The 26,467-nt window shown below is 69.5% G+C and carries 21 protein-coding genes; 6 read left to right on the top strand and 15 right to left on the bottom strand.

Annotated elements, in window-relative coordinates:
• Positions 1 to 28 precede the first annotated feature (28 nt).
• Both trhO and AC3A84_RS07145 read right to left on the bottom strand, forming a co-directional pair.
• Complete coding sequence (gene trhO / locus AC3A84_RS07140) at positions 29 to 1,729, bottom strand: oxygen-dependent tRNA uridine(34) hydroxylase TrhO (RefSeq protein WP_487968906.1); 1,701 nt, start codon at positions 1,727 to 1,729, stop codon at positions 29 to 31.
• Positions 1,730 to 1,791: 62 nt separating this feature from the next.
• Positions 1,792 to 2,661, bottom strand: coding sequence for a LysR substrate-binding domain-containing protein (locus AC3A84_RS07145; RefSeq protein ID WP_487968907.1), 870 nt, complete (start codon positions 2,659 to 2,661; stop codon positions 1,792 to 1,794).
• A 141-nt stretch (positions 2,662 to 2,802) separates the two neighbouring features.
• Here AC3A84_RS07145 and bla point away from each other — a divergent pair, with 141 nt between their 5' ends.
• Complete coding sequence (gene bla / locus AC3A84_RS07150) at positions 2,803 to 3,693, top strand: class A beta-lactamase (protein ID WP_487969305.1); 891 nt, start codon at positions 2,803 to 2,805, stop codon at positions 3,691 to 3,693.
• Here the strand turns inward: bla and argA are convergent.
• The 4 genes from argA to AC3A84_RS07170 all read right to left on the bottom strand — a co-directional run bounded on the left by argA (position 3,680) and on the right by AC3A84_RS07170 (position 9,292).
• Positions 3,680 to 5,026: an amino-acid N-acetyltransferase gene (gene argA, locus AC3A84_RS07155; RefSeq protein WP_487969307.1), complete on the bottom strand. Its 1,347-nt coding sequence runs from the start codon at positions 5,024 to 5,026 to the stop codon at positions 3,680 to 3,682. The two genes, bla and argA, sit on opposite strands and share 14 nt — an antisense overlap.
• 173 nt (positions 5,027 to 5,199) lie before the next feature.
• Positions 5,200 to 6,939 carry a tannase/feruloyl esterase family alpha/beta hydrolase gene (locus tag AC3A84_RS07160; RefSeq protein ID WP_487968908.1) on the bottom strand — a complete coding sequence of 580 codons (1,740 nt, stop codon included), beginning with the start codon at positions 6,937 to 6,939 and terminating at the stop codon, positions 5,200 to 5,202.
• Positions 6,940 to 7,089: 150 nt separating this feature from the next.
• A complete protein-coding gene (locus AC3A84_RS07165) occupies positions 7,090 to 8,082 on the bottom strand; it encodes a Bug family tripartite tricarboxylate transporter substrate binding protein (RefSeq protein ID WP_487968909.1) in 993 nt (330 codons plus the stop codon).
• A 34-nt stretch (positions 8,083 to 8,116) separates the two neighbouring features.
• Positions 8,117 to 9,292 (bottom strand): porin, encoded by a 1,176-nt coding sequence (locus AC3A84_RS07170; RefSeq protein WP_487968910.1) that lies wholly within the window; start codon positions 9,290 to 9,292, stop codon positions 8,117 to 8,119.
• Positions 9,293 to 9,878: 586 nt separating this feature from the next.
• Between AC3A84_RS07170 and hrpA the strand changes: the two genes are divergently transcribed.
• Positions 9,879 to 13,934 carry an ATP-dependent RNA helicase HrpA gene (gene hrpA / locus AC3A84_RS07175; RefSeq protein WP_487968911.1) on the top strand — a complete coding sequence of 1,352 codons (4,056 nt, stop codon included), beginning with the start codon at positions 9,879 to 9,881 and terminating at the stop codon, positions 13,932 to 13,934.
• Positions 13,935 to 14,131: 197 nt separating this feature from the next.
• Here hrpA and AC3A84_RS07180 read toward each other — a convergent pair whose 3' ends face one another.
• Together AC3A84_RS07180 and lexA are read right to left on the bottom strand one after the other, a co-directional pair.
• Entirely contained in the window at positions 14,132 to 14,791 is a 660-nt protein-coding gene (locus AC3A84_RS07180; protein ID WP_487968912.1) for a hypothetical protein, read from the bottom strand.
• A 332-nt stretch (positions 14,792 to 15,123) separates the two neighbouring features.
• A complete protein-coding gene (gene lexA / locus AC3A84_RS07185; RefSeq protein WP_487968913.1) occupies positions 15,124 to 15,798 on the bottom strand; it encodes a transcriptional repressor LexA in 675 nt (224 codons plus the stop codon).
• 89 nt (positions 15,799 to 15,887) lie between these two features.
• Here lexA and AC3A84_RS07190 point away from each other — a divergent pair, with 89 nt between their 5' ends.
• Positions 15,888 to 16,856, top strand: a complete 969-nt coding sequence (locus tag AC3A84_RS07190; RefSeq protein ID WP_487968914.1) for an asparaginase — start codon at positions 15,888 to 15,890, stop codon at positions 16,854 to 16,856.
• A gap of 102 nt (positions 16,857 to 16,958) precedes the next feature.
• Here the strand turns inward: AC3A84_RS07190 and adk are convergent, their stop codons facing one another.
• From adk to AC3A84_RS07220, 6 genes are all read right to left on the bottom strand, one after another.
• Positions 16,959 to 17,615, bottom strand: a complete 657-nt coding sequence (gene adk, locus AC3A84_RS07195) for an adenylate kinase (protein ID WP_487968915.1) — start codon at positions 17,613 to 17,615, stop codon at positions 16,959 to 16,961.
• 172 nt (positions 17,616 to 17,787) lie between these two features.
• On the bottom strand, positions 17,788 to 18,573 hold the full coding sequence (gene kdsB, locus AC3A84_RS07200) for a 3-deoxy-manno-octulosonate cytidylyltransferase (protein ID WP_487968916.1): 786 nt from the start codon (positions 18,571 to 18,573) through the stop codon (positions 17,788 to 17,790).
• Positions 18,570 to 18,755 carry a Trm112 family protein gene (locus AC3A84_RS07205; protein ID WP_092936462.1) on the bottom strand — a complete coding sequence of 62 codons (186 nt, stop codon included), beginning with the start codon at positions 18,753 to 18,755 and terminating at the stop codon, positions 18,570 to 18,572. The genes kdsB and AC3A84_RS07205 overlap by 4 nt, the downstream gene beginning before the upstream one ends.
• Before the next feature lie 100 nt (positions 18,756 to 18,855).
• Positions 18,856 to 19,866, bottom strand: a complete 1,011-nt coding sequence (gene lpxK / locus AC3A84_RS07210; RefSeq protein ID WP_487968917.1) for a tetraacyldisaccharide 4'-kinase — start codon at positions 19,864 to 19,866, stop codon at positions 18,856 to 18,858.
• Between the two features lie 38 nt (positions 19,867 to 19,904).
• Entirely contained in the window at positions 19,905 to 20,336 is a 432-nt protein-coding gene (locus tag AC3A84_RS07215; protein WP_487968918.1) for an ExbD/TolR family protein, read from the bottom strand.
• A 46-nt stretch (positions 20,337 to 20,382) separates the two neighbouring features.
• Positions 20,383 to 21,024, bottom strand: coding sequence for a MotA/TolQ/ExbB proton channel family protein (locus tag AC3A84_RS07220; protein WP_487968919.1), 642 nt, complete (start codon positions 21,022 to 21,024; stop codon positions 20,383 to 20,385).
• A 362-nt stretch (positions 21,025 to 21,386) separates the two neighbouring features.
• On the opposite strand from AC3A84_RS07220, the gene xseA reads away from it, so the two are divergent.
• Together xseA and AC3A84_RS07230 are read left to right on the top strand one after the other, a co-directional pair.
• Complete coding sequence (gene xseA, locus AC3A84_RS07225) at positions 21,387 to 22,730, top strand: exodeoxyribonuclease VII large subunit (protein WP_487968920.1); 1,344 nt, start codon at positions 21,387 to 21,389, stop codon at positions 22,728 to 22,730.
• 217 nt (positions 22,731 to 22,947) lie between these two features.
• Complete coding sequence (locus AC3A84_RS07230) at positions 22,948 to 23,529, top strand: superoxide dismutase (RefSeq protein ID WP_092936452.1); 582 nt, start codon at positions 22,948 to 22,950, stop codon at positions 23,527 to 23,529.
• 255 nt (positions 23,530 to 23,784) lie between these two features.
• Here the strand turns inward: AC3A84_RS07230 and AC3A84_RS07235 are convergent, their stop codons facing one another.
• Positions 23,785 to 25,602 carry a DEAD/DEAH box helicase gene (locus AC3A84_RS07235; protein ID WP_487968921.1) on the bottom strand — a complete coding sequence of 606 codons (1,818 nt, stop codon included), beginning with the start codon at positions 25,600 to 25,602 and terminating at the stop codon, positions 23,785 to 23,787.
• A gap of 309 nt (positions 25,603 to 25,911) precedes the next feature.
• Here AC3A84_RS07235 and atpC point away from each other — a divergent pair, with 309 nt between their 5' ends.
• Positions 25,912 to 26,358, top strand: coding sequence for an ATP synthase F1 subunit epsilon (atpC, locus tag AC3A84_RS07240; RefSeq protein WP_487968922.1), 447 nt, complete (start codon positions 25,912 to 25,914; stop codon positions 26,356 to 26,358).
• Positions 26,359 to 26,467 lie beyond the last annotated feature (109 nt).

A 26,467-nucleotide genomic window follows, 5' to 3' on the forward strand; every position in this document is an offset into this window, starting at 1 on the left:
AGGGCGCCTTCGGGCGCCCGTGTCGTTTCTAGCGGGGGGCGAACACCACCGGCGCATCACCCTCGCGCCAGGCCGGGTGCTTGCCCATCACCGCCTCGAAGAGCGGCAGCGCCTGCCAGCCCGCAAGCCACTGTCGGGTGCGGGGCCACGCGCCGGCCTCCCAGCGCGCGGCATCAATGCCCGCGAACTGTCGCACGAAGGGCGCTATGGCCATGTCCGCCAGCGTGGCGTGGCTGCCGAAGAGCCAGGCCTGCGTGCCCAGGCGCGCTTCCAACGCCTGCATGACCCAGCCGTCCGCCGTATGCCAGGCGGTGGCGTGCGCGGGCGTTGAGGCTCCTTCGCCGGGATAGCGGCTGGGGTACTTGCAGCGGTCCAGCGCCTGCTTGAAGGGGCCGTCGCATTCGGCGATGAGCGCGACCATGTCTTGCAGGCTTTCGCCGTTGGAAGGCTGCAGCCAGCGGCCAGGGTCGTTGCGCTGCAGCGCCCAGCGCATGATGTCCAGGCTCTGGTCAATGACCTTGCTGCCGCCTTCTTCTTCAGGCAGCACCAGCACCGGCACCGTGCCCTTGGGCGATGCCGCCAGCAGCGCGGCCGGCTTGTCGCGCAGAACGACTTCGCGCAGCTCGCAGGGCTGGCCGCTGGCCGCCAGCGCCAGCCGGGCGCGCATGGCGTAGGGGCAGCGGCGGAAGGAATAGAGCACCGGCAGATGGGTGGGCAGGGCGCGGGCCGGGGAGGCTTCCCGCGCCGGTTGCGATGATTGCGACGAGGGCAGTCGCGCGCCGATGTGCTCCTGCCCGCGTTCGGCGGCCAGGCGCATCTGCCGCTCGCGCTCGCGCAGGGCCTGCAGTTGCTCGGGCGTGCGGCTGCCGTGGCAGTGCGGGCAGCTCACGCCGGCTTCGTAGAGGGGCGATGCCAGCTCCTCCGTCCCCAGCGGCATGCGGCAGGAGCGGCAGAGCTGGTGGTGGCCGGGTGCCAGCCCGTGGCCGACCGACACGCGCTCGTCGAACACGAAACAGTCGCCATGCCAACGGCTCTCGGTGGGCGGCACCGTTTCCAGGTATTTGAGGATGCCGCCTTCCAGGTGATAGACCTCGCCGAAGCCCTGGGAGCGCAGCAGCGCGGTGGATTTCTCGCAGCGGATGCCTCCCGTGCAGAACATCGCCACCCGGGGCTGGCCCGCCAGCAGGCCGCCCGGCTGGCGCTCGGACTCCACCCAGGCCGGGAACTCGGTGAAGGTGCGCGTGCCCGGGTTCACCGCGCGCTCGAAGCTGCCGATGCCGATCTCGTAGTCGTTGCGCACGTCGATCACCACCACTTCGGGGTCGTCGATGAGCGCGTTCCAATCGTCAGGCTTGACATAGGTGCCCGCATGCAGCGCGGGCTGCAGGCCGGGCACGCCCAGGGTGACGATCTCGCGCTTGAGCCGCACGCGCATGCGGTAGAACGGCTGCCGTTCGCCCAGCGCTTCCTTGTGCTTCAGTGGCGCTAGGCGCGCATCCTTGCGCAGCCAGGCCAGCACGGCCTGCACGCCTGCTGGGCTGCCGGCGATGGTGCCGTTGATGCCTTCGGGTGCCAGCAGCAGCATGCCGCGCACGCCTTGCGCCTCGCACAGCGCCTGCAGCGGCTCCCGCAGCGCGGCATAGTCGGGCAGATCGACGAACAGGTACAGGGCGGCGGTGAGAAAGGCGGGGGAGGTCGGCGAGCTCGGCGAGATGGGCGTGGTGGGCATGGGGCGGCGATGATACCGGGCGGCTCAATGGCGCTGCTCGCGTTGCCCGGCAGTCGGCATCGTCAGGCCGATGCCGCGCAGGCCGCCAGCAGCCAGTCGCGAAAGGCCTGCATGGCCGGGCCCGGCGTGCGCGAATGCAGCCGCGTGAGCCAATACGCGCCGATGGCGATCTCGGTCTGCGCGAAGGGCTGCACCAGTCGGCCCTGCTGCAGCTCGCGCGTGAAGAGGCGCACGGGCAGCAGCGCCACGCCCGCGCCCTGGGCGGCGGCTTCCGCCAGCGCCAGCGAGGTGTCGAAGACCATGCCGCGCAGCAGCGGGCAGGGCAGGCCGGCGGCGGCGAACCAGGCGGGCCATTCGTCCGGCCGATAGGAGCGCAGCAGCGGCTCGCGGGCCAGGTCGCCGGGCGTGCGCAGCCGCGCGGCGACGGCCGGCGCGCACAGGGGCGAGAGCGGCGCCTCCAGCAGCCGGTCGGCCGCCGTGCCATGCCAGGCGCCGTCGCCGAAGCGGATGGCGTAGTCCAGCCCTTCGGCCGCCGGATCGACGCGGTTGTTGTGCGTGTGCAGGCGCAGGTCCACGAACGGGCAGGCCTGCTGGAAGTCCCGCAGGCGCGGCAGCAGCCAGCCCACGGCGAAGGTGCCCACGGCCCCTACGGTCAGCACCTCGCGGGGGCGGCGGTCATCGAACTGCTCCAGCGCCTGGGCGATGCGGCCGAAGGCGTCCACGAGCGCGGGCAGCAGGGCCTGGCCCTCGTCGGTGAGCGCGAGGCCCCGGGGCAGCCGGCGAAAGAGCGGCTTGCCCAGGCGCTCTTCCAGATTGCGGATGTGCTGGCTGACCGCCGTCTGGGTCACGTTCAGTTCCTCAGCCGCCCGGGTCAGGTTCAGGTGCCGGGCCGCTACCTCGAACGCGCGCAGGGCATTGAGCGGAAGGTGCATGGTGATGGAGCCCCAGGTTTTTCGATGGGGTGGCTGCGATTATTGGCGATGGTGCGAAAGCCTGGCAGCCCGTATCGTTCTTGCCTGTCTTCATCAAGAAGGGGTTGTTGCATGCAAAGAAGAGAGTTTTCCTTGGGGCTGATGGGTGTCTGGAGCCTGCTGGGGCCTGCGGCCTTGGCGGGCACGGCAACGACCGCAGCGCCGGATGACGCGGCCTGGCGCAGCGCCATGCAGGCGCTGGAAGCGACGCTGCAGGGTGCCCGCCTGGGCGTGGCCGTGCTCGACACCGCCACGGGCCGCGCTTGGGGCTGGCGCGAGGACGAGCGCTTTCCCATGGCCAGCACTTTCAAGATGGCCCTGGCGGGCTGGTTGCTGGCCCTGGTCGATCAGGGCAAGGAATCGCTCGCGCAGCGCGTGCATTTCGAGCGGGATGCGCTGGTGCCGTATTCGCCCGCCACCGAAAAGCACGCGGGCCCGGGCGCAGACGGCATGACGGTGGGCGAACTCTGCGAGGCCGCCGTCACGCTGAGCGACAACACCGCCGCCAACCTGCTGCTGGCGCGCCACGGCGGGCCGGCGGGCTACACGGCTTTCCTGCGTTCCCTGGGCGACGAGGTCACGCGGCTGGACCGCATCGAACCCGCGCTGAACGAGGCCCTGCCGGGCGATCCGCGCGACACGACCACGCCCACGGCCATGGCCCGCACGCTGCAGCGCCTCGCGCTGGGCGATGCGCTCTCGGCCGCATCGCGCGCGCAGCTCACGGCCTGGCTGGTGGGCAACAAGACGGGGGACCGGCGCCTGCGCGCGGGCGTGCCGGGCTGGCCGGTGGGCGACAAGACGGGCACGGGCGCCCTGGGCTCTTCCAACGACATCGGCGTGCTGTGGCCGCCGGGCGGCGCGGCGCCGCTGGTGGTGGCCTGCTACATGACGGGCGGGGCGCCCGCTGCGCCCGCGGTGCGCGATGCCGCCATCGCCCAGGTGGCGCGGCAGGCGGCGGCCCTGCGCGCCGGTGGCGCTACAGGTTCTTGACCAGCACCTGGCTCTTGCGGTCCCAGTTGTATTTCTTCTTGCGGGCCTCGGGCAGCCAGTCCGGGTCCACCGGCTGGAAGCCGCGCTTGATGAACCAGTGCATCGTGCGCGTGGTGAGCACGAAGATGCTTTTCAGGCCCATGATGCGGGCGCGCTGCTCGATGCGCTTGAGCAGCTTCTCGCCGTCGCCCGTGCCCTGGCTCTGCGGCGACACGGTGACGGCCGCCATTTCGGCGGTGCCGGCTTCGGGATAGGGGTAGAGCGCCGCGCAGCCGAAGATCACGCCGTCGTGCTCGATGATGGTGTAGTTGGCCACGTCGCGCTCGATCTCGGTACGGTCGCGTTTGACCAGCGTGCCGTCCTTCTCGAACGGCTCGATCAGCTGCAGGATGCCACCCACGTCGTCGGGTGTCGCCTCGCGCAGCTCCTCGAGTTTTTCATCGACGATCATGGTGCCGATGCCGTCGTGGACGTAGATCTCCAGCAGCAGCGAGCCGTCGACCGCGAACGGAATGATGTGGCTGCGCTCCACGCCGCCTTCGCAGGCCTTCACGCAGTGCTGCAGGTAGAAGGCGGTGTCGGTGGGGTGCTGGGCTGCGGGAAGCGTGGCGACCATGCGGCGTGCAAGATCCAGCGGCAGTTCGGTATCGATGGGGTTGTCTTCGCTCTCGGGTGCCTGCGGGTCGTTGCGGATGCCGGGGATTTCGGAGACGAAGACCAGCTTGTCGGCCTTGAGCGCGATGGCGACCGAGGTGGCCACTTCTTCCATCGTCAGGTTGAAGGCCTCGCCCGTGGGCGAGAAGCCGAAGGGCGAGAGCAGCACCAGCGCGTCCATGTCCAGCGATCGGCGGATGCCGGCCGTGTCCACCTTGCGCACCAGGCCGGAATGCTTGAAGTCCACGCCATCGACGATGCCCACCGGCCGGGCGGTGATGAAGTTGCCCGAGATCACCCGCACGGTGGAGCCCGCCATGGGCGTGTTGGGCAGGCCCTGGCTGAAAGCGGCCTCGATCTCGTAGCGCAGCTGGCCGGCGGCTTCCTGCGCGCAGTCGAGCGCTACCGAATCGGTCACCCGGATGCCGTGCGAATAGCGGGGCTCGTGGCCCTTGGCCAGCAGCTGCTCGTTGACCTGCGGGCGGAACCCGTGCACCAGCACGATCTTCACGCCCATGGCCTGGATCATGGCCAGGTCCTGCGCGATCGACTGCAGCTTGCCGGCGGCGATGGCCTCGCCCGGCAGGCCGATCACGAAGGTCTGGTGCCGGAACTTGTGGATGTACGGTGCGACCGAGCGGAACCAGGGAACGAAGGTGAAGTTGAAGACGGCGGACAGTGCAGACATGGCGGCGTGCGGCAGGGGCGGTGGAGAGCGGGCGGGGCGAAGGCCGGAATGATAGTGGCTCACATCCTCCCTGCGCGCCCACCGCCGCCGCGCAGAACGGGTGTTGTTTCCACCCGTTACCGCAAGCCTCGATCGGCCCCGTTGCCAGCGGGGCCACTCAGCGCTCAGGACTTGCAGCTGAAGCTGTCGGCGCTCTCCACGTTGCCCGAGCCGTTGTAGCGCGCCACCAGCGGATAGGGGCACAGGGGCCGCGTGCGCCCGGCGCTCCAGCTGGCGGGCACTTCAGGGTTGGGGACGTTGGCGCCCGCGCCGCGCGCCTTGGCGATCACGCGGTCGGGAGCCTGGCCTTTTTCGACCCAGTTGACCAGTGCCGTCACCATGTCGAACTGGTCGGTGGACGGGCCGTTGGCGCAGTGGTTCATGCCGGGCACCAGGTAGAGACGCGCATAGCTCGCGGCGTGGCCCAGCTCGGCCTGCTGCAGCCGGTCATACCAGCGTGCAGTGTCGGCCGCGCTGAATACGCCATCGGCCGTGCCGTGATAGACCATCAGCTTGGCCCCCCGGTTGCGCAGCGTGGAAAGGTTGGTTTCGTCCGGCGGCGTCATGAACGACCAGCCCGACTCCGTGTAGGTGCCGTTGGTGGCGAAGAGCTTGCCGTAGTCGCGGTCCAGGTCGTAGGCCAGCGCGATCTGCCCAGGCGGCGTGGCGAGGAAGGTGGCGACCGGCATGGGCGGCGTGTTGAAGACCAGCGACACCGAGCCCGGATCGAGGTTCTGCGCGATGAAGTAGTGCCAGAGCGCGAAGTCCTTGCCGGCCACGCCCGGATCGAACCAGGTGTTGGAATAGGCGGGCGTGCCGTCGGCCAGGCGTGGGCCGGCGAAGATGCGCTGCACCGTGTTCTTCTGCTCGGGCGTGAGGCACGAGCCGGTGCGTGCCCCGCTGCAGGTGGGCACGTCCGCCTGGATGTCGAACGCGCTCTGGCAAGCGGCCACGTCGGAGACGATGCCGTCCTTGACGCCGTCCAGCGCATCGCACTTGGCGGTGATGCTGGCGGCCACGGTGCTGTATTCGGCCGGCGTCACGGCGGTGGAGATGTCCACCTGGCCGTTGGCGCCGTTGCTGGCGATGCGGGCGTACTGCTTCACCTTCCACAGCTGGGCGCTGGCCGCCTTGGGCAGGTGGAAGCCTGGGTTGCCGGCCAGCACGCCGTCGTAGTCCTGCGCGTAGCGTGCCGCAGTCACCATGGCGTGGCGGCCGCCGTTGGAGCAGCCGGCGAAGTAGGAGCGGTCGGGCGCCTTGCCGTAGGCCGCCTGGATCACGCTGCGTGCCATGGGCGTGAGCTTGCCGACGGCCTGATAGCCGTAGTCCAGCCGCGCCTGCGGGTCGGCGCCGAAGAACGGAGTGGGCTGAGGGTGGCCTGCGTCGGAGCTGAGCACGGCGAAGCCCATGGCCAGCGCGGTCGTGGTCGGGCCGCCGCCGCCGATACCACCTGTGGCGGGCACCACCGAGCCGTCGAGCCCGCCGTTGCCCTGGTGGAAGAAGCGCCCGTTCCAGTCGCGCGGCAGGCGCATCTCGAAGCCGATGGCGTAGCGATTGCCGTCCACGGGGCTGATGCGTTCGTTCATCTGGCCCTGCACCAGGCAGTGCTCGGGCAGCGCGGGCTGGCCGTTGCTGCCGTCGCTGACGGCCACCGTGGTGACTGAGGTGATGCGGGTGCCCGGCAGCGCCAGCGTTGCGAGGCTGCTGCAGGTGGCGAGCTTGGCGGGCGTGGCTGCGGCCAGCTGCGGCGGGCCGTCGTCACCGCCGCCGCAGCCTGTGAGACCGATGGCCGCAGTGAGCGTGGCGGCAGCAGCGAGCCAGCCGCCTGAGGGGCGCCGGGGCGCCGGATTGAACGACGTGTGCATGGTGTGTCTCCTCCGGCCCGCACTCGGCGCAGGCCGATTCAAAGGGTGTTGTTATGTATGGTTATGGAGCAGCGGTGGCCTGCGCGCATGCCAGTGCCGGCGCCTGCGAGCGGGCCGGCCCGGGTGCGCAGGCCGGCCGCAGGTTGCGGTCTAGGACTCGGCGGTGAAGCCGATTTGCTTGACGATGGGCGCCCAGCGCTTGAATTCCTCGTGCGTCATGGCGTCGAGTTCGGCCGGGGTCGATCCGCCCGCGATGAGCCCGAAGGTCGCCAGGTTCTCGATCACCGCCTTGTCCTGCAGCGCCTTGTTGATGGCGACGCTGGCGGCCTCCACCACCGGGGCGGGCGTGCGGGCCGGGGCGTAGAAGCCATACCACTCGTCGAACTTGATGTAGTCGAAGCCCTGCTCCGAGAAGGTGGGCACGTTGGGCGTGAACGGCGTGCGCTTGGGGCCGGAGGTGGCCAGGATGCGCAGCTTGCCGGTCTTGGCCTGGGGCAGGAAGTCGCCCACCGGCGTGATCATGGCGGCGATCTGCCCGCCCACCGTGTCGGTCACGCCGGGGATGGAACCGCGGTAGGGCACATGCCGCAGGTCGATGCCGCTGTTCTTGCTGAGCAGCGCGCCGATGAAGTGGGGAATGGAGCCGGCGGCAGGTGAGCCGTAGCTTGCTTCCTTGGGATTGGCCTTGGCCCAGGCCAGGAAGTCGGCCACCGTCTTCACGTTGGCCGGCACCGCGGGGCCCACGGCCAGTGCGTGCGACATGGTGGCGCCCAGGGACACGGGCACCAGATCCTCGAACGGCTTGTAGCTGAGCTTGGGGTAGATGCCCGGGAAGACCGTGAGCACCGAGTGCGGCGTCAGCAGCAGCGTGGCGCCGTCCGGCGCGGCGGCCTTGACGGTTTCCACGGCGATGCGTCCGCCCGCACCGCTCTTGTTGTCAACGATGCCGGCGGTCTTCACGTAGCCGCCCGCAGGCAGGCGGTCGGCTACGCGGCGGGCCATCACGTCGGCCGTGCCGCCGGGAGGAAAGCCCACCACCACGCGGGCGGTGTCCAGCGTCTGCGCGAACGCGGCAAAGGGAGATAGAGCCCCGAGGGCGGTGATGGAGCCGAGGGTGTGGACGAACTGGCGTCGATTAGTCATGGCGATGTTCCTGCAGAGGGAAGGGGCCGGGGCGTCAGAACGCATGGCGCACGCCCACGTTGAAGCCGGTTTGGGAGGCGCCCGCAGCCGGGTTGCTGCCGGCAGCGCCGCCGCTGACCGAAACGGCGGCCAGGCGGTCGTTGCGGATGTGGCCGATCTGGGTGTAGACCGCGGTGCGCTTGGAGAGCGCATAGGTCAGGCGTGCGACCAGCATTTGCGAGTCGAAGTCGTTGACCGACTTGTAGTTGATGCGCAGGTACTGGCCGTCCAGCGTCAGGTTGCCGGTGAGCGGGTAGGAGGCGCCGACGAACCAGAGGTCGCTGCGCGGCTTGATGGCGTCGCCGTCGTTGTCGCGGCGGATCAGGCCTGCGCCGATCTTGGCGCCCGCCACTTTCACGTACCCGTTCACGGCCAGGCGCGTGTCGGTCTTGCTGCTGCTGTTGAGATTGCCGAACACCAGGTCGGTGGCCGACGTGGTGTTGCGGCCGTTCTGCCGGTCGTAGGCCAGGGCAGCGCCCCAGGTGGGCGCGTCGTACTTGACCAGGGCGGACCACTGGCGGCAGGCCTTCTTGTCGGTGGCGCTCTCGCCGGCGCAATTGGTGCCCACGGGGCTGGGGCCGGCGTTGACCGTGTCACGGCCGAAGCTGTATTCGGCGCCCAGGGTGAGGCCGCTGAAGGTGCCCCGGTAGGCCAGGGAGTTGTCGGCGCGGGCGTTGGGGATGTAGCTGTCGAGCGAGCCTGCGGCGTACACGGCCGGGCCGATCACGTCGGCATCGAGCATCGAATAGAACAGCATCGAATACTGGCGGCCTGCCGTCACCGTGCCCCAGGGGCCCTGCAGGCCGACGAACGACTGGCGGCCAAAGCCGCGGCCGCCTTGGCCCAGCGTGCCCTGGTCGGGCGCGAGGCCCATTTCCAGCGTGAAGATGGCCTTGAGCCCGCCGCCCAGGTCCTCTGTGCCGCGAAATCCCAGGCGCGAGGGCAGGGTGCCCGTGTTGCTGGGCATGCGGTTCAGGCCGTCGCCGCCGGCGCCCACGTTGGTGACATGCTCCACGCCGACGTCGATCAGACCGTAGATATTGACGCTGGAGCCGCCCGCGGGCGGCGTCTGCGCATGCGCTGCCAGGGCGGCCGTGGTGCCGATCAGGGCTGCGCACCAGTGGTGGCGGGTGCCGCGTTGCTGCTTCTTTGTCGTCGTTTTCGTGTTCATGGATGTCTCCTTCCAATCGCCCGTGCACGGGCCGTCCATGGCGCTGGAGCCCAGCGATGGTCCGTGTGCAGGTCGCGCTACTCTCTGGTCGTTGATGCCGTCCGATCGGTGCGGCATGTGCTGGGGGCACTCGGTGGTGCGGCAGCCGGGCTGGGGGCTGCGCGCTGCGGGATGGCTGTCGGCCGGGCCACGGCCCGCACGTGACGGAAGGCGGATCGCTTCCATGCAGTGGCGGCGCAGTGCGGGAGTCTTCGCAGGCGAAGGCGCGGCGGGGGCGAACATCTCGACTTGTGTCTCCGTGGTTCCGATCCGGGCGGTGGGGCCCGGCATCAGTGCAGCCTGTTTACAAAGGTTATCGTTAGTCAGGCTATCGGATAAAGTCTATAACTAGTTGTTGATCCGCATGAATTGGTAGAACCTCTAGGTATGGCAGGCGCCAAACGGATGCATGGCATGCGCAGGCCTGGCACGCGCGCCGGAACAGGCCCTGTCACCATAGGCCACGGGGCCGTGCGCGGCATGCCGGCGGGGCCATGCACTGCGGACCGCACGGCAGCGGCGGCGGGCTCGGATAATGCAGCCCTTCATGAACGAATCCGCGCCTTCCCACCTTCCGCCCGCCGCGCCCGCGCTGCGCATCGAATTCCCCGAATCCCTGCCCGTCTCGGGCAAGCGCGACGAGATCATGGCGGCCCTGAGGCAGCACCAGGTCATCATCGTGTGCGGCGAAACCGGCTCCGGCAAGACCACCCAGCTGCCCAAGATCGCGCTGGCCCTGGGCCGGGGCCGGTGCAATGCCCGCCCGGGCGAGAAAGGCCAGCTCATCGGCCACACCCAGCCGCGCCGCATCGCCGCCAGCAGCGTGGCCAAGCGCATCGCGGAAGAGCTGAAGACGCCCCTGGGCGAGGTGGTGGGCTACAAGGTGCGCTTCCAGGACCGGCTCTCCAAGGGCGCCTCGGTCAAGCTGATGACCGACGGCATTTTGCTGGCCGAAACGCAGACCGACCCGCTGCTCAAGGCCTACGACACGCTCATCATCGACGAGGCCCACGAGCGCAGCCTGAACATCGACTTCCTGCTGGGCTACCTGCGCCAGATCCTGCCGCGCCGGCCCGATCTGAAGATCGTCGTCACCTCGGCCACCATCGACGCGGACCGGTTCGCCAAGCACTTCGAATCGGCCAAGGGGCCGGCTCCCGTGATTTACGTCTCCGGGCGCACCTTTCCGGTGGAGCAGCGCTACCGTCCCTTCGAGGACAGCCGCGACTACGGCCTGAACGAAGCCATCGCCGACGGCGTGGATGAACTCTGGGCCGGCAATGCGGGCGGCGACATCCTGATCTTCCTGCCCGGCGAGCGCGAGATCCGCGAGGCCGCCGACCATCTGCGCAAGCACCTCGCCCACCAGCCAGTGATGCGCAATGCCGAGGTGCTGCCGCTCTTCGCCCGCCTGTCGCAGGCCGAGCAAGACCGCATCTTCGAAGGCCACACCGGGCGGCGCATCGTGCTGGCCACCAACGTGGCCGAGACCTCGCTCACCGTGCCTGGCATCCGTTACGTCATCGACGCAGGTACGGCGCGGGTCAAGCGCTACAGTTTTCGTAGCAAGGTGGAGCAGCTGCTGATCGAGCCGGTGAGCCAGGCGGCCGCCAACCAGCGCGCCGGCCGCTGCGGGCGCGTGGCGAACGGCATCTGCATCCGCCTCTACGACGAGGCAGACTTCAATAGCCGCCCGCGCTTCACCGATCCGGAAATCCTGCGCTCGTCGCTGGCCGGCGTCATCCTGCGCATGAAGTCGCTGCACCTGGGCGATGTGGCGCAGTTCCCGTTCATCGAGGCGCCTTCGGGCCGCGCCATCGCCGACGGCTACCAGCTGCTGGGCGAACTGGGCGCGGTGGACGACGCCAACGAGCTCACGCCCATGGGCGTGGAGCTGTCGCGCCTGCCGCTCGACCCGCGCGTGGGCCGCATGATCCTGGAGGCGCGCGAGCGCCAGGCGCTGGAGGAGGTGCTGGTGATCGCCTCGGCGCTGTCGGTGCAGGACGTGCGAGACCGCCCGCTGGAGGCGCAGCAGCAGGCCGACCAGGCGCATGCCAAGTTCGACGACGAGAAGAGCGAATTCAGCGGCTACCTCAAGCTCTGGAAGTGGATCAACGAGGCGCGCGGCGGCGCGCCCAGCCTGCCGTCGGCCCGGGCGCAGAAAGAAGCTGCCCAGCGTGCCGCCCGGCAGGGCACGCGCGCCCAGGCCAGCCTGCCCGTGGCCCAGCGCCTGACGGCTGCGCACGAGCCCGCCGATACGGCCGCGGCAGCGCAACCCACCCACAAGCTCAGCAACCGCCAGTACGAATCGCTGCTGCGGCAGAACTTCATCAGCATCCGCCGCCTGCGCGAGTGGCGCGACATCCACACCCAGCTGCTCACGGTGGTGACCGAGCACCGCTGGAAGCTCAACACCACCCCCGCCGGCTACGAGCAGATCCACCTCTCGATGCTCGCGGGCCTGCTGGGCAACGTGGGCGCCAAGAGCGACGAGGAAGACTGGTACCTGGGCGCGCGCGGCATCAAGTTCTACAAGCACCCGGGCGCCCACCTGAACAAGAAGCCCGGGCGCTGGATCGTCGCGGCCGAGCTGGTCGAGACAACGCGGCTCTTCGGCCGGGGCATCGCTGCCATCGAGCCGCAATGGGTCGAGCAGATCGGCGGCCACCTGCTCAAGAAACAGCTGCTGGACCCGCACTGGGAGAAGAAGGCCGCGCAGGTCTCGGCGCTGGAGCGGGCCACGCTCTACGGCCTGGTCATCTACAACAACCGTCGCGTCAACTTCGGCAAGGTCGATCCGCATGCCGCGCGCGAGATCTTCATCCGCGAGGCGCTGGTGGGCGGGCAGTGGGAGACGCGCCTGCCGTTCCTCGCTGCCAACCAGAAGCTCATCGCCAAGGTGGAAGAGCTGGAACACAAGTCGCGCCGGCAGGACGTGCTGGTGGACGACGAGCTGATCTACGCCTTCTACGACCAGCAGCTGCCGGCCGACATCTGCACCGGCGCGGGTTTCGAGGCCTGGTATGGCGAGGCCTCGCGCCAGAACCCGGACCTGCTCAAACTCACCCGCGAAGAGCTGATGCGGCACGAGGCCGCCGGCATCACCAGCAACGCGTTCCCAAAGACCGTGCGCCTGGGCGGCGTGGACTGCGCCGCGAGCTACCTGCACGAACCCGGCGACGCGCGCGACGGGCTGACCGTCACGGTGCCGCTCTTCGTGCTCAACCAGGTCAGCGACGAGCGCTGCGAGTGGCTGGTGCCCGGCATGCTGCAGGCGAAGATCCAGGCCCTGCTGAAAAGCCTGCCGCAGCGCCCGCGCAGCCGCTTCGTGCCGCTGCCCGAGAGCGCGGCGCGCATCGCCGAGCTGTTCAGCACGCCCGAGCGCTTCGGCCAGGGCAGCCTGACCGATGCCCTGCTCAAGCAGGTACGCGACGAGACCTCGCTCGACGTGAAGCGCGCCGACTTCAAGCTCGACATGCTGAGCCCGCACCTGTTCATGAACTTCCGCGTCGTCGATGAGCACGGTCGCCAGCTCGGCCACGGCCGCAATCTGGGCGCGCTCAAGGCCGAATGGGGCGCCAAGGCGCGTGGCGCGTTCCAGGCGCTGGCCGGGCTGAAGCTGGGCCAGGGTTCGGGGTCGAAAGAGCCTGCGGCCCAGGTAAAATCTTCGCAGTCAGCTATCAAAAATGAAGCAAAAAGGAGCACAGGTGCTCCGGTGCCGGCTGCGGCTCCCTCCGCGCCGGCGGTGCCCGCGGGCCAGCGCTACACCGCCTGGACCTTCGGCGAACTGCCCGAGCTGATGGAGATCCGCAAGGCAGGCCAGACGCTGATCGGCTTTCCGGCCCTGATCGACGGCGGCGATGCGGTCAGCATCGAGGTGTTCGACGAACCGGAGGTGGCTGCGGCCAAGCACCGCGCCGGCCTGCGTCGGCTGTTCGCGCTGCAGATCAAGGACGCGCTCAAGTACCTGGAAAAGAACATCCCCGACCTGCAGAAGATGGCCGTGGCCTACATGCCGCTGGGCACGCAGGAAGAGTTGCGCAGCCAGATCCTGGACATCGCCCTGGACCGCGCCTTCCTGCAGGACCCGCTGCCCACGCACGAGGCCGAGTTCAAGCGCCGCGTGGACGAAGGCCGGGGCCGCCTGACGCTCATCGCCAACGAGGTGGCGCGCCTGGCTGGCACCATCCTGGTCGAATACGCCGCCGCCGTGCGCAAGATCAAGGACACCAAGAACGCGCCCGAGGCCACGCAGGATGCCCAGCAGCAGCTGCAGCGCCTGATGCCCAAGAGCTTCATTGCTGCCGCGCCCTGGACGCAGCTCGCGCACTTCCCGCGCTACCTCAAGGCCATCACGCTGCGACTGGAGAAATACCGCGCCGACCCCGCGCGCGACGCCTCCCGCCTGACGGAGCTGCGCCCGCAGGAGCAGCGCTACTGGCGCCTGGTGGCCGAACGTAAGGGCCAGGTCGATGCGCGCATGCAGGAGCTGCGCTGGCTGCTCGAGGAGTTGCGCGTGAGCTTCTTCGCGCAGGAGCTGCGCACGCCCCAGCCGGTGAGCGTGAAGCGGCTGGACAAGCTCTGGGCGCAGATCAATACCTGAGGCGCCCGGCGGCGCAGCCGCGTCCTCGGTGGCCACGTGACATGCGCTGCTGCTGATGGCGATTTTGCTGCTGGTATTGATGCCGGCGCAGCGCGCACCGGCCCTCGCGTCTGGGACCGCCACACCTCGCACCCGGCTGATGCGAGGTGTGGGCCGGCCGCGCCTGCGCGGCCACGTCTGTGGTAGGCGAAGGCTGATTACAACGCCAGGCGGCCCTCCGATGCCACCAGCCGGTCCAGCTCTGCACACACGTCGGCCATGCGGCCGGAGATCACCAGCCGGGCCGGTTCGCCCACCTGCACCCGGCGCAGCACCCGCAGCAGCGGGCGGGGCGCCGCGGAGCGGGCCTCGCTGGCGGCGCCTGCTGCGACCGAGCCACCGGCAGGGTGAAAGCGGTCCGCATTGGCCGCTGCAGCCGCGCGGGCCCGGGAGGCAGGTACATTCATCCACGGCGTTGCTGCAGGCCGGCGCGCGTGGGCCGGCGCTGCATTGGCAGGCATGACGGAGGTCGCCGGTACGGCCGATGGCCGCTTGATTCCTCCTGCGAGCCGGCCCCTGGAAGGGCGGGGGACGCCGTAGGGCTCCAGTGCGCCGGTGGATGTTGCGAGCGCTACGGCGGTGCCAGCGGCAGCGGTTGGCGCCGCCGTCCAGGCCGGGAACGGCCCGGCAGCGTGCTGGCTTGCAGGCTGCTGCGTGGCTTCAGGTGCGGCTGTGGCGGAAGCGGAGGTGGCGGGCCGCGAGGCATCGGCCGCTTGCAGCGCCGGCAGGCTCTTATGGCGGGCAGGGCCGCCCAGGAACTGGGTCAGCGCCTTGACGGGCTGCGACAGCGAAGTGAGGGCAATCAGGGCAATTCCCATGTGAAAACTCCATCGTGGTTCGTGCCGCGCACTGCGCCGGCGGGATCTGCATTCGGTGGACAAGGGCGAGGGCCGACTGACTGCCTTGCTGGGGGTCGATCTGCTGCACGCATTGCGCGCCTTGCGATGATCGACGGGCCATTCACTCCGTCTGTCACACCGTGCGTTCGATCTGCCGGCTTCGTGCGAGGGCACGGAGGGTTGAACACAGGCAGGATTGCCATTGGGCGACTCGCCGCAGGGTTGGCCTGTAGGGCTGGGGGGCGCAGCGCTGTGCGCTGCACTCCCGCACTAAGGCCAGACGCCCGCCACCTGCGGCGCGCCGTGCCGCCTTACATCAGCATGGTGTTGCGAATGAGACCGACGGCGAGGCCTTCGATTTCGAACGGCTCGCCAGGCTGGACGGTGATGACGGGGTAATCCGGGTTCTCGGGCAGCAGTTCGATGCCGCTGCCGGTGCGGCGCAGTCGTTTGACGGTGACGTCGTCACCCAGTCGCGCCACGATAATTTGCCCGTTGCGGGCCTCGCGCGTGGCCTGCACTGCGAGCAGATCACCGTCCATGATGCCGACGTCCCGCATGGACATGCCGCGCACCTTGAGCAAGTAGTCGGGCTTGTGCTGAAAGAGGCTGCCTTCCACGCTGTAGGTCTGGTCCACGTGTTCCTGGGCGAGAATCGGCGAGCCTGCAGCCACGCGGCCGATCAGCGGCAGCATGAGCTGCGATAGGCCGGGAATGGGCAGGTGGAACTGCGTTCCGCGTGCGGCGTTGATGGAGCGCACGGTTTCGCTGCGCAGGCGGATGCCGCGCGATGTGCCGCTGACCAGTTCGATCACGCCCTTGCGTGCCAGGGCCTGCAGGTGTTCTTCGGCCGCATTGGCGGACTTGAACCCCAGTTCTGCAGCGATTTCTGCCCGGGTGGGCGGTGCGCCGGTGCGCGAGATGGCGGTCTGGATGAGATCCAGGATCTGCTGCTGGCGGGCGGTGAGCTTGGGGCTGTCGAGCATGGCAAGGTTCCAGTGCGAAGCGGTGGCCGGAGGACCGGCGGGACTGTTTTTTAATCCAGTAACTGTATTTTTGACCAGTTTTTTGAAGGATGCAAGTGGGCGCTAGAAAAATGGTGGTGTTGGGCACGGGCGGCACGATTGCCGGAACGGCCAGCGATGGAGCGGACAACATCGGCTACAAAGCCGGTCAAGTGGGCGTGCAGCAGTTGCTGGGCGCTGTTCCGGGTCTGGCCCGCGCGGCTGGGGGCGAGCTGGTCGCCGAACAGGTCGCCCAGCTGGACAGCAAGGACATGGATTTGAACGTCTGGATGCGCCTGGCACAGCGCTGCCAGGCGCATCTGGCGGACCCGCAGGTCCAAGGCATCGTCATCACGCACGGGACCGACACGCTGGAGGAAACGGCGTGGTTCCTGCGGCTGGTGCTGGAGGCTTCCAAGCCCGTCGTGCTGACCTGCGCGATGCGGCCGGCGACGGCGCTGACGCCCGACGGCCCGCAGAACCTGCTCGACGCTGTCGCCGTGGCGTCCACGCCGGGCGCGCGCGGCGTGGTGGCGGTAGCGGCCGGCGTGCTGCACGGCGCTGCGCTGGTGCGCAAGGTCCATCCCTATCGTGTGGACGCGTTCGACTCGGGCGACGCAGGGCCGCTGGGCTGGGTGGAAGAAGGCCAGGTACGCCTGGCCCGTGACTGGCCTGACGCCGCGGCGATCCACGCTGGCGCGTCGGCGTTGCTGGCCAGGCCTGCTGATAGCTGGCCGCGGGTGGAGGTGGTGCTGAGCCATGCCGGCGCCAGCGGCCGGCTCGTGGATCTGCTGGTGGCCGACGGGGTCGATGGGCTGGCCGTGGCCGCCACAGGCAATGGCACCCTGCACCAGGATCTGGAGGCGGCGTTGGTGCGCGCCCAGGCGGCAGGGGTGCTGGTGCGCGTCACCTCCCGTTGCGGTCTGGGCCGCGTGCTGCCGCGCCCGGGAGATGCGCTGGCGGCCGACGAGGAGGGCCTGGGCGCCGTGAAGCTGCGAGTGTCTCTGTTGCTGGAATTGCTGGCCGCACCGAAGGGCTGATCGCTCATCGGTGTGATCGCCCCATGCAAAACGCCCCGCAGTGCGGGGCGTCTTTCTTTGCACCTTCCGCCCAACAAAGGGGCAGAAGCAGGCCGGGGCCTTTCAGTGGGAGAGCGCCTGCAGCGCGCGCTGCGTGATCTCTTCGACCGTTCCCGTGCCGCTGATGGCGCGGTACTTGGGAGCGTTGTCGGCGTCTTGCTGGGCCCAGGTGGAGTAGTAGTCGACCAGCGGACGGGTCTGGGCGCTGTACACCTCCAGGCGCTTCTTGACGGTCTCTTCCTTGTCGTCTTCGCGCTGGATCAGGTCTTCGCCGGTCACGTCGTCCTTGCCTTCGACCTTGGGCGGGTTGAACTTGACGTGGTAGGTGCGGCCGCTGGCCGGGTGCGAGCGGCGGCCGCTCATGCGTTCGATGATGGCATCGAAGGGTACGTCGATCTCCAGCACGTAATCGAGCTTCACGCCGGCGGATTTCATCGCGTCGGCCTGGGGGATGGTGCGGGGGAAGCCGTCAAACAGGAAGCCTTGGGCGCAGTCGGGCTGGGCGATGCGCTCCTTCACCAGATTGATAATGAGATCGTCGCTCACCAGCTGGCCGGCATCCATGACGGCCTTGGCTTGCAGACCCAGCGGCGTGCCGGCCTTGACGGCAGCGCGCAGCATGTCGCCGGTGGAGATCTGCGGAATGCCGTATTGCTTGCAGATGAACGCGGCCTGGGTGCCCTTTCCTGCGCCGGGCGCGCCCAAAAGAATCAGCTTCATGGATGTCCTCTCAATGTTGAATTTGGCTGGCAACCGGCCGCAGGCGAGCGTGCGCCAGCCGGGTGCAATCATTGCGGGCGAGGATAGCACGCGATAACTGCACCAAACTGACGCGTCATCGGCACGACGCAAGGGGCTGCTAGGTGCGCCGCAGCAGGCGCGGCGGCGGTGTTCAGCCCAGCAGCGTGCGCACCCGCTCCAGATCGGCCGGCGTGTCCACTCCCGGGCCCGGCGAGGCATCGGTCACATGCACCGCGATGCGGTGGCCGTGCCAGAGCGCGCGCAGCTGTTCCAGCGCTTCGAGCCGTTCGGTGGGCGCGGGTGGCAGCTGCGGGAAATCGCGCAGGAAGCCGGCGCGGTAGCTATACAGGCCAATGTGGCGCAGCGGCGCATGGCCCGCCTGCACTGCTTCGGCGGTCTTCCACCAGGCGGTGCCGGCGGCATGGTCGCGGGCGTGGGGAATGGGCGCGCGGCTGAAGTAGTGCGCGAGGCCCCGGCCGTCCAGCACCACCTTCACCACGTTGGGGTTGAGGTAGTCCTCCACCGTGTCGATGGCGTGGGCGGCGGTGCCCATGCGGGCGTCGGGGCGGGCGGGCAGGAGACCGGCCACGGCGTCGATCAGGGCCGGGTCGATGAGGGGCTCGTCGCCCTGCACGTTGACCACGATGTCGTCGCCGGCCAGGCCCAGCAGCTCGCACGCTTCGGCCAGCCGGTCGCTGCCGCTGGCGTGGTCAGGGCGGGTCAGCACGGCCTGCACGCCGTGGCGGCTGCAGGCGTCGAGGATGCGCTGGTCATCGGCGGCGACCACGATGCGGCGGGCGCCGCTCTGCGCGGCGCGCTGCGCCACGCGCACCACCATGGGCAGACCGGCAATGTCGGCCAGGGGCTTGTCCGGCAGGCGGCTGGAGCCCAGGCGCGCCGGGATCAGCACGGTGAATTCGGGCGCGGCCTGGCTCATGCGGCTTCGATTTCCTCGTCGGTCAGCGTGCGGGCTTCGTTTTCGAGCAGCACGGGGATGCCGTCGCGCACCGGGTAGGCCAGGCGGGCGCTGCGCGAGACCAGTTCCTGGCGTTCGCGGTCGAAGGAAAGAGGCCCCTTGGTGACGGGGCAGACCAGCAGTTCGAGCAGTTTGGAGTCCATGGCTTGGAGCCGCACAGGGCGGGAGGGGTTATGGGATCGGGACAAGGCGGAGGAGCCGGCAGGCCAGGCCGGACGCTGGGGCCGTGCGGCGCCGCCCGCGTCAGCTGGATGCCGCCGATGATAGCGACGCGGCCCGGGCCCGGGCCAGCCGTGCGTCCATGAGCGTGAAGAACGCGGGCGGCAGCTCCAACGCGAGCGGCACGGCCAGCGCCTGGGGGTAGCGGGCCCAGAGCTTGACGGCATCCTTTTCGGTGCAAATCAGCAGCGGGCCCTTGTCTTTCGGTGGCTGCCAGCTATCGAAATCATAGTGATCTGGCAGGCTCTCGGTGCGGGCCAGGGTCAGGCCCTGGCCGCGCAGCATCTGGAAGAAGTCGTGCGGCCGGGCGATGGCGGCCACTGCATGCAGCGGCTGGCCGCGCAGCGAGGCCAGCGGCGCGCGGCTGCCGTCTGCCCGCACGGCCTCGGCCGCCAGCCCGCGCTGCAGCGCGAAGGCGGGGGCCGTGGTCCCTGCGGGGCAGGGGCCGGCGTGCAGTACGGCGTCCACGGGCCGGGGCCAGGGTTCGCGCAGCGGGCCGGCGGGCAGCAGCCAGCCGTTGCCCACGCCTTCGTCATTGAACACGCACAGCTCGAGGTCGCGGGCCAGGGCCAGGTGTTGCAGGCCATCGTCGCAGACGATGACGTCGGTGGCGGGGTGGGCGTTCAGCAGCGCCCGGGCCGCCTCGGCGCGCTTGGCGGCGACGAAGACCGGCACGCCCGTGCTGCGGGCCAGCAGCGCGGGTTCGTCGCCCACCTCTGCGGCCGTGCTGTGCGGCAGCACGGCACGGCAGTCACGCGTGCTGCGCCCGTAGCCGCGCGAGACGATGCCGGGCTGCCACCCGTTCGCCTGTAGATGGCGCACCACGGCCTGCGTGATCGGGGTCTTGCCCGCGCCGCCGGCGATCACGTTGCCCACCACCACGACCGGCACCGCGGCGCGGTAGCTGCCCAGTAGGCCCGCGGCGTAGAGCGCGCGGCGCGCGGCCGTCAGCCCGCCGTAAAGCCACGCGAGCGGCAGCAGGCAGCGGGCCACGGGGCCGCGCCGCGACCAGGCTTTGTGCAGCATGGCGGCCATGGGCGGGTGTTTGTTGCGCGGGGTGGGGCGGCCGCGCGCTAGCGTGCAGCCGCCTTGCCGGAGGACTGGGTGGCGAAGGTGATCTGCGAGAGGCCGACGCGCCGCGCAGCCTCCATCACGGTGACTACCGACTGGTGGGGGGACGAGGCGTCGGCGCTGATGATGACGATGCTGTCCTTGCCGGTGGCCGATGCCGCCGACTGCAGTGCGCGGGCCACGCCTTCGACGGCCTTGCCTTCCACAGCGGTCTTGTTGATGGCGTAGCGGCCGTCGGCGGCCACCGAGACGATGATTTCCCGCGGCCGGTCGCGCTGCTGTTCGGCGTCGGCCACCGGCAGGGTCAGCTGCAGCTCGGTGAACTTGCTGTAGGTGGTGGACAGCATCAGGAAGATGAGGATCACCAGCAGCACGTCGATGAACGGGATCAGGTTGATCTCGGGCGCATCCTGGGTGCGGGGGCGGAAGTTCATGGCGTGCGGCAGGCAGGCGAGGGGGCGGCTCGGGCGGGGCGCTGGCTTACTTGCGCAGCCGGGTGAGGTGGCGCAGGAACTGTTCGGCTGCCAGTTCCAGCGTCAGCAGGTAGGCATCGACGCGGCTGCGGAAGTAGCGCCAGAAGATCAGCGTGGGGATGGCCACGATCAGGCCGAAGGCGGTGTTGTAGAGCGCGATGGAGATGCCGTGCGCCAGCTGCGCCGGGTTGCCGCCGCCCATGGCCTGGCCGACGGTGCCTCCGCCGGCCTGCGAGCCGAAGATGTCGATCATGCCGATGACGGTACCCAGCAGGCCCAGCAGCGGCGCGGCCGAGGCGATCGTCGCCAGCGCGTTCAGGTATTTTTCGAGCCGGTGGGCCACCGCGCGTCCGGCGCCTTCCATGGCGGAGCGCAGATCGGCCTCGGTGCTCTGCGGCTGGCTGTTGAGCGTGCGCAGGCCGGTGGCCAGCACCTCGCCCAGTGCGGAGTTCTGCGCCAGCTGGTTCACCACGTCGGGCGTGGGCAGCGCCCGAGCCGATACGGCGATGGCTTCGTCCAGCAGTTTCGGGGGGGCGACCCGGGCCGTGCGCAGCGCGGTGAAGCGCTCCAGCACCAGCGCCAGGGCGAGCACGGAACAGGCTATCAAGGGCCAGATGGGCCAGCCTGCGGCTTGTATGATCGACAGCAATTCTCTCTCCGCGCAGATGAAATCCGGCCGGCGATTATGGCCCAGCCGCCGAGCCCCCAGCCGGATCGCCCGGCAGCCGGAACCGCGCATTCCACGTCTGTGCCGCGATCTCCACTCACCCACAAAATCTGTGGATAACTTTGTGGGCAACCTGCTCGCCGCACCGTGGCAGACGGCGCCAATCCACGGGTTTGACACTTTGATGAAAAAACGCGCAGTGAAAAACGCATATAAATCAATAGCTTGGCCGAATTTGCTAGCTCTGCGGGCCATCGTGCCTTCGGGGGGGGATAGGGGCACCGCTGCCCTGGTTCTGTGGACTAATGCGACGGCCCCATTGCCCGCCAGGCCGCGCCACGCCGATGTTTGAGCGTCCGGACGCAGGCGCGGCGCCGCGCATCTGGGAGGTCGGCGCGCTGTGCCGCGCCATTGCTGATGCGCTGGAGGCGCGATTCAACCCGGTGGCCGTGCGCGGCGAGATCACGGGTTTTTCGCGCGCGGCCAGCGGGCACTGCTACTTCACGCTGAAGGACGCGAGCGGCCAGGTGCGTTGCGCCATGTTTCGCCGCTCCGCCGGGCTGCTGGACTTCGCCCCGCGCGACGGCGAGCTGGTCGAGGTGCGCGGCCGGCTGGGTGTGTATGAGGCGCGAGGCGATCTCCAGCTCATCGTCGAGAGCATGCAGCGCGCAGGGCAGGGCGCGCTCTTCGAGCAATTCATGCGGCTCAAGGCCCGGCTGGAGGCCGAAGGGCTGTTCGACGGCGCCCGCAAGCGTGCCCTGCCGCTCATGCCGCGCGGCATCGGCCTGGTCACCTCGGCCGGCGCGGCGGCGCTGCACGACGTGGTCACGGCCCTGCGCCGGCGCGTGCCGCACATTCCGGTGATGCTGGCACCGGCCCTGGTGCAGGGCGCCCAGGCACCCGCTTCGATCTGTGCTGCGCTATCGAAACTGTATCGGCATGCCGAGCAGGCAAGCGGGCTGCAGGGCGATGATGGCTTTACCGGCGCGGGCGGGCAGCCCGTGCCCATCGACGTGATCCTGCTGGTGCGCGGCGGCGGCTCCATCGAAGACCTCTGGGCCTTCAACGACGAGCAACTGGCCCGCACCATCGTGCAGAGTCCGGTGCCGCTGGTGAGCGGGGTGGGGCACGAGACCGATTTCACCATCGCTGACTTCTGCGCCGACTTGCGCGCGCCCACGCCCACGGCGGCGGCTGAACTCGTGTCTCAGCCGCGCGCCGTGTGGCTGGGCGCGCTCGACCTCATGGGCGAGCGCCTGCAGGACGCCGTGCAGCGGCAGATGGACATGCGCCACCAGCGGCTGGACATGGCCGGCCAGCGGCTGGGCCGGCCCTCGGGCCTGGTCGGCCGCCAGCAACTGCAGCTCGCCCGGCAGGCGCAGCGGCTGCGGCATGCGGTGCTATTGAAATTGCAGCGCATGTCCCAGGAAAATCAAGCGCTGCAGGCCCGGTTGCCCACGGCGGTGGAGCGGCGCCTGCAGGCCCAGTCTGACCGCCTGGAGCGCGCTGCGCTGCGGCTGCAGCTGCTGGACCCCCGGCTGGTGCTGCAGCGCGGCTATGCCCTGCTGACCGATGCCGATGGCCAGCCCGTGACGCGGCCGGCCCAGGTGCGGCCGGGCGATGCGCTGGTCGGCCGCCTGGCTGAGGGCGAGATCGACCTCACCGTGGCGCAGCGCCGGCTGCTGTAGGGGCTCTCGGGGGGCTTGGCGCGCCTGTGCCGAGCCTTACGGGAAGCCTTGCGCAGCGGTGCCGCGGCCCGCAAGGTCGCTCGGCTGGCCTACAGCGAGGCGCTCCGTTTCCTTCCTACAATCATGAGCCGCCCGGAGCCGCAAGGCCCCTGAGCGCACCCCGGCACCCTCCCAGGACGCCGCCCTCGAATTCCAACCAACCCACGAAGGACTCACCATGGAACATACCCTGCCGCCGCTGCCTTACGCCATCGACGCCCTGGCTCCCCATTACAGCCAGGAAACGCTGGAATACCACCACGGCAAGCACCACAATGCCTACGTGGTGAACCTGAACAACCTGCAAAAGGGCACCGAATTCGAGAGCATGTCCCTCGAAGAGATCATCAAGAAGTCCAGCGGCGGCATCTACAACAACGCTGCCCAGATCTGGAACCACACCTTCTTCTGGAACTGCATGGCGCCCCAGGGCGGCGGCGAGCCCACCGGCGCGCTGGCCGATGCCATCAAGGCCAAGTGGGGCAGCTACGCCGCCTTCAAGGAAGCCTTCGTCAAGAGCGCCGTGGGCAACTTCGGCTCCGGCTGGACCTGGCTGGTCAAGAAGGCTGACGGCAGCGTGGACATCGTGAACACGGGAGCCGCCGGCACCCCCCTGACCACGGCCGACAAGGCCCTGCTGACGGTGGACGTCTGGGAACACGCCTACTACATCGACTACCGCAACCTGCGTCCCAAGTTCGTCGAGACCTTCCTCGACAAGCTGGTCAACTGGAAGTTCGCCGAAGCCAACTTCGCCTGATCGGCGCGCGTGCGGCCTGCGAGGGAGGTTTCGACCCCCGCAGTAGCGGCAAGCCACAAGCACAAAGGCCTGCAAGCATCGCGCTTGCAGGCCTTTTTTCTTGGGTGCCGGGGTGGGCGCCCCCAGGCCCCGGCGCGGCGGTCAACCACCCATAACAAGCAGGCCCTGGCGGCAGGGGAGCCGGCAGGGCCATTCGATTCGGAGGCGTCAGCCCGTCACCCGTGAGGGCGGGGCTGATGCCGGGGCTGCGAGGGCTCAGCGGCCGTAGCCGCCACCGCCGCCGCCGCGCGGGCCGCCACGGCCACCGCCACGGTTGCCGCCGCCGCCGTAGCCGCCGCCACCACCGCCACCGCCATAGCCACCGCCGTTGCCGCCACGGAAGCCACCACCGCCACGGCGGCCGCTGCCGGCCATGCTGTCCACGCTGGTGCGCATCGGGTCGGGCTGGCCACCGCCGTTGCCGCCGCCGTGGCGCGATGCGCCCAGGTTCACGCCGGCCTGGGTGACCAGGTGGGCGTTCTCACGGCGAGGCTGGCTGTCGTCGAAGCGGGGGGCTCCGCCACCACCACCACCACCGCTGCGCGGGGCGCTGCGGCCCGGCTGGGCTGCGGGGCCGCGGGGGCCTGCGCCGCCGCCGGCACGCGGGCCGCCATGGCGGCCGCCGTTGCCGCCGTTGCCACCACCGTTGCCGCCGCCGTTCTTGGCGCCGCCAGCGGAGCGTTGACCGCCGCCGCCACCGCCTGCAGGCTTGCCGCCTCGGTCACCGCCGCCGCCCTGGCCCTGGCCGGCCTTGTTGGTGCGGATGCGTTCCATCATCTCGCTGCGGGCGGCCTTGGCGGCGGCCTGCATGACTTCACGGCTCGGCGGCTTGCCGGCGCCGCCCCAGATGGTCTGGCGGCCCATGGCGATGGGCTCGGCCTTCTCGCCGGCTTCGGGGCCGAAGCCGTCGAGCACCTGCACCGGGATCTCCTGCTTGGTGAAGCGCTCGATCTCCATCATGAAGCCTTCTTCGTCCATGCAGACCAGGCTCACGGCCTCGCCGCTGGCGCCTGCACGGCCCGTGCGGCCGATGCGGTGGACGTAGTCTTCGGGGACGTTCGGGATCTCGTAGTTGACGACGTGCGGCAGCTCGTCGATGTCGATGCCGCGTGCCGCGATGTCGGTGGCGACCAGGGCGCGGATCTCGCCGCTCTTGAAGCCGGCCAGGGCCTGGGTGCGGGCGCTCTGGCTCTTGTTGCCGTGCAGCGCCATGGCCATGACGCCGTTCTTGGTCAGGAATTCGGCCACGTTGTTGGCGCCGAACTTGGTGCGGGTGAAGACCAGCACCTGGCTCCAGTTGTGTTCCTGGATGATGTGCAGCAGCACCTGCTTCTTCTTGCCACGGCCCACAGGGTGGATCACCTGGGTGATGCGCTGCACCGTGGTGTTGCGCGGCGTGACCTGGATGCTCTGCGGGTTCTTCAGCAGCGTGCCGGCCAGCTCGCGGATCTCGTCGCTGAAGGTGGCCGAGAACAGCAGGCTCTGCTTGTCCTTGGGCACCAGCGCCAGGATCTTCTTCACGTCGTGGATGAAGCCCATGTCCAGCATGCGGTCGGCTTCGTCGAGCACCAGGATCTCGACCGTGGACAGGTCGAGGAAGCCCTGCTGCTGCAGGTCCAGCAGGCGGCCGGGCGTGGCCACCAGCACGTCGATGCCGCGCTTGATGCGGTCGATCTGCGGGTTCATGCCCACGCCGCCGAAGACGACGGTGGAGCTGATGTCGAGGTACTTGCCGTAGGCGCGCACGGACTCTTCGACCTGGGCCGCGAGTTCACGCGTGGGCGTCAGCACCAGGGCGCGAACGCCCTTGCCACCGAAGCGGCTCTTGGGAGCCGTGCCCTGCGAAAGGCGGTTGAGCAGGGGCAGGGTGAAAGCTGCGGTCTTGCCGGTGCCGGTCTGCGCGCCGGCCAGCAGATCGTGGCCTTGCAGCACTGCGGGAATGGCCTGTGCCTGGATGGGCGTCGGCGTTTCGTAGCCCTGTTCACGCACGGCCTTCAGGATCTCTGGGGCCAGATTCAGTTCGTCAAAGTTCATTCAAGGAGGCGCCCTGTCCAGGGCACTTGGGGCATCGGCCTGACGCGAACCCGTGGGGCTGCGGCCAGTATTAGGCAGATGATTCTTCAGGATCGGGAGCGAGAAGGCGCCGCAAGGCGGCCTTCGGATCCCCAGCAGGTTGCTGAGTCCGCCGGTCACTGGAGCCGGCGGCTGAGTGGTGATTGTGGCATGAGTTGCGGCACATGTGTCCCATGTCGCTTTCTGGATGGCCCCGCGGCCCGCCCCCGCGGGCCGGCGGGGCTAGACGGTGCGCTCTGTCTGCTGCTCGGTTTCCCGCGTTTTCCTGCCATGTCTTCCGCCTCTCTTTCGTCTCCCGCCGCAGGCCCGCTGCGCCTTGCCATCGTCAACATGGAAGGCGTCGTCTGGGCGGGCGAGGTGCGGGTGGCCACGGTGCCGGGTGCCGAGGGCTCCTTCGGCGTCCTGACCGGCCACACGCCGCTGCTCAGCCGTCTGCGCGAAGGCTTCGTGCATTGCGAGACGCCGGAGGGCGAGCGCGTGTCGGTGTTCGTCTCGGGCGGCTATGTCGAGGTGCAGCCCGGCGGAGTCACCGTGCTGGCCGACACCGCCGTGCGCTCGGCCGACCTCGACGCGGCCCGTGCCGAGGCCGCGCGCCAGCAGGCCGCGAGCCAGTTGCACCAGGCGCTGGGCGAGATCGACCACGCGAAGATCCAGGCCGAGCTGATGGCCTCCGCAGCGCACTGGGCGCACGAGCTGCGCGGGCGCTCGCAGCGCTGATCCGGGCCTGCGCAGGGCGAGCGCGGACGGTGCCGCGCCAAAGCATCCGATAATCCCGGGTTGAACCGCGTCTCGCACGGCGCATGCCCGGCAACCCGCCGTGCCTGCC

The organism is Paracidovorax sp., assembly GCF_057642795.1.

Bases quoted from the DNA above. Each gene is read 5' to 3' on its own strand.
- trhO (WP_487968906.1), bottom strand. From the start codon at position 1,729: ATGCCCACCACGCCCATCTCGCCGAGCTCGCCGACCTCCCCCGCCTTT.
- AC3A84_RS07145 (WP_487968907.1), bottom strand. From the start codon at position 2,661: ATGCACCTTCCGCTCAATGCCCTGCGCGCGTTCGAGGTAGCGGCCCGG.
- bla (WP_487969305.1), top strand. From the start codon at position 2,803: ATGGGTGTCTGGAGCCTGCTGGGGCCTGCGGCCTTGGCGGGCACGGCA.
- AC3A84_RS07160 (WP_487968908.1), bottom strand. From the start codon at position 6,939: ATGCACACGTCGTTCAATCCGGCGCCCCGGCGCCCCTCAGGCGGCTGG.
- AC3A84_RS07165 (WP_487968909.1), bottom strand. From the start codon at position 8,082: ATGACTAATCGACGCCAGTTCGTCCACACCCTCGGCTCCATCACCGCC.
- AC3A84_RS07170 (WP_487968910.1), bottom strand. From the start codon at position 9,292: ATGAACACGAAAACGACGACAAAGAAGCAGCAACGCGGCACCCGCCAC.
- hrpA (WP_487968911.1), top strand. From the start codon at position 9,879: ATGAACGAATCCGCGCCTTCCCACCTTCCGCCCGCCGCGCCCGCGCTG.
- AC3A84_RS07180 (WP_487968912.1), bottom strand. From the start codon at position 14,791: ATGGGAATTGCCCTGATTGCCCTCACTTCGCTGTCGCAGCCCGTCAAG.
- lexA (WP_487968913.1), bottom strand. From the start codon at position 15,798: ATGCTCGACAGCCCCAAGCTCACCGCCCGCCAGCAGCAGATCCTGGAT.
- AC3A84_RS07190 (WP_487968914.1), top strand. From the start codon at position 15,888: ATGCAAGTGGGCGCTAGAAAAATGGTGGTGTTGGGCACGGGCGGCACG.
- adk (WP_487968915.1), bottom strand. From the start codon at position 17,615: ATGAAGCTGATTCTTTTGGGCGCGCCCGGCGCAGGAAAGGGCACCCAG.
- kdsB (WP_487968916.1), bottom strand. From the start codon at position 18,573: ATGAGCCAGGCCGCGCCCGAATTCACCGTGCTGATCCCGGCGCGCCTG.
- AC3A84_RS07205 (WP_092936462.1), bottom strand. From the start codon at position 18,755: ATGGACTCCAAACTGCTCGAACTGCTGGTCTGCCCCGTCACCAAGGGG.
- lpxK (WP_487968917.1), bottom strand. From the start codon at position 19,866: ATGGCCGCCATGCTGCACAAAGCCTGGTCGCGGCGCGGCCCCGTGGCC.
- AC3A84_RS07215 (WP_487968918.1), bottom strand. From the start codon at position 20,336: ATGAACTTCCGCCCCCGCACCCAGGATGCGCCCGAGATCAACCTGATC.
- xseA (WP_487968920.1), top strand. From the start codon at position 21,387: ATGTTTGAGCGTCCGGACGCAGGCGCGGCGCCGCGCATCTGGGAGGTC.
- AC3A84_RS07230 (WP_092936452.1), top strand. From the start codon at position 22,948: ATGGAACATACCCTGCCGCCGCTGCCTTACGCCATCGACGCCCTGGCT.
- AC3A84_RS07235 (WP_487968921.1), bottom strand. From the start codon at position 25,602: ATGAACTTTGACGAACTGAATCTGGCCCCAGAGATCCTGAAGGCCGTG.
- atpC (WP_487968922.1), top strand. From the start codon at position 25,912: ATGTCTTCCGCCTCTCTTTCGTCTCCCGCCGCAGGCCCGCTGCGCCTT.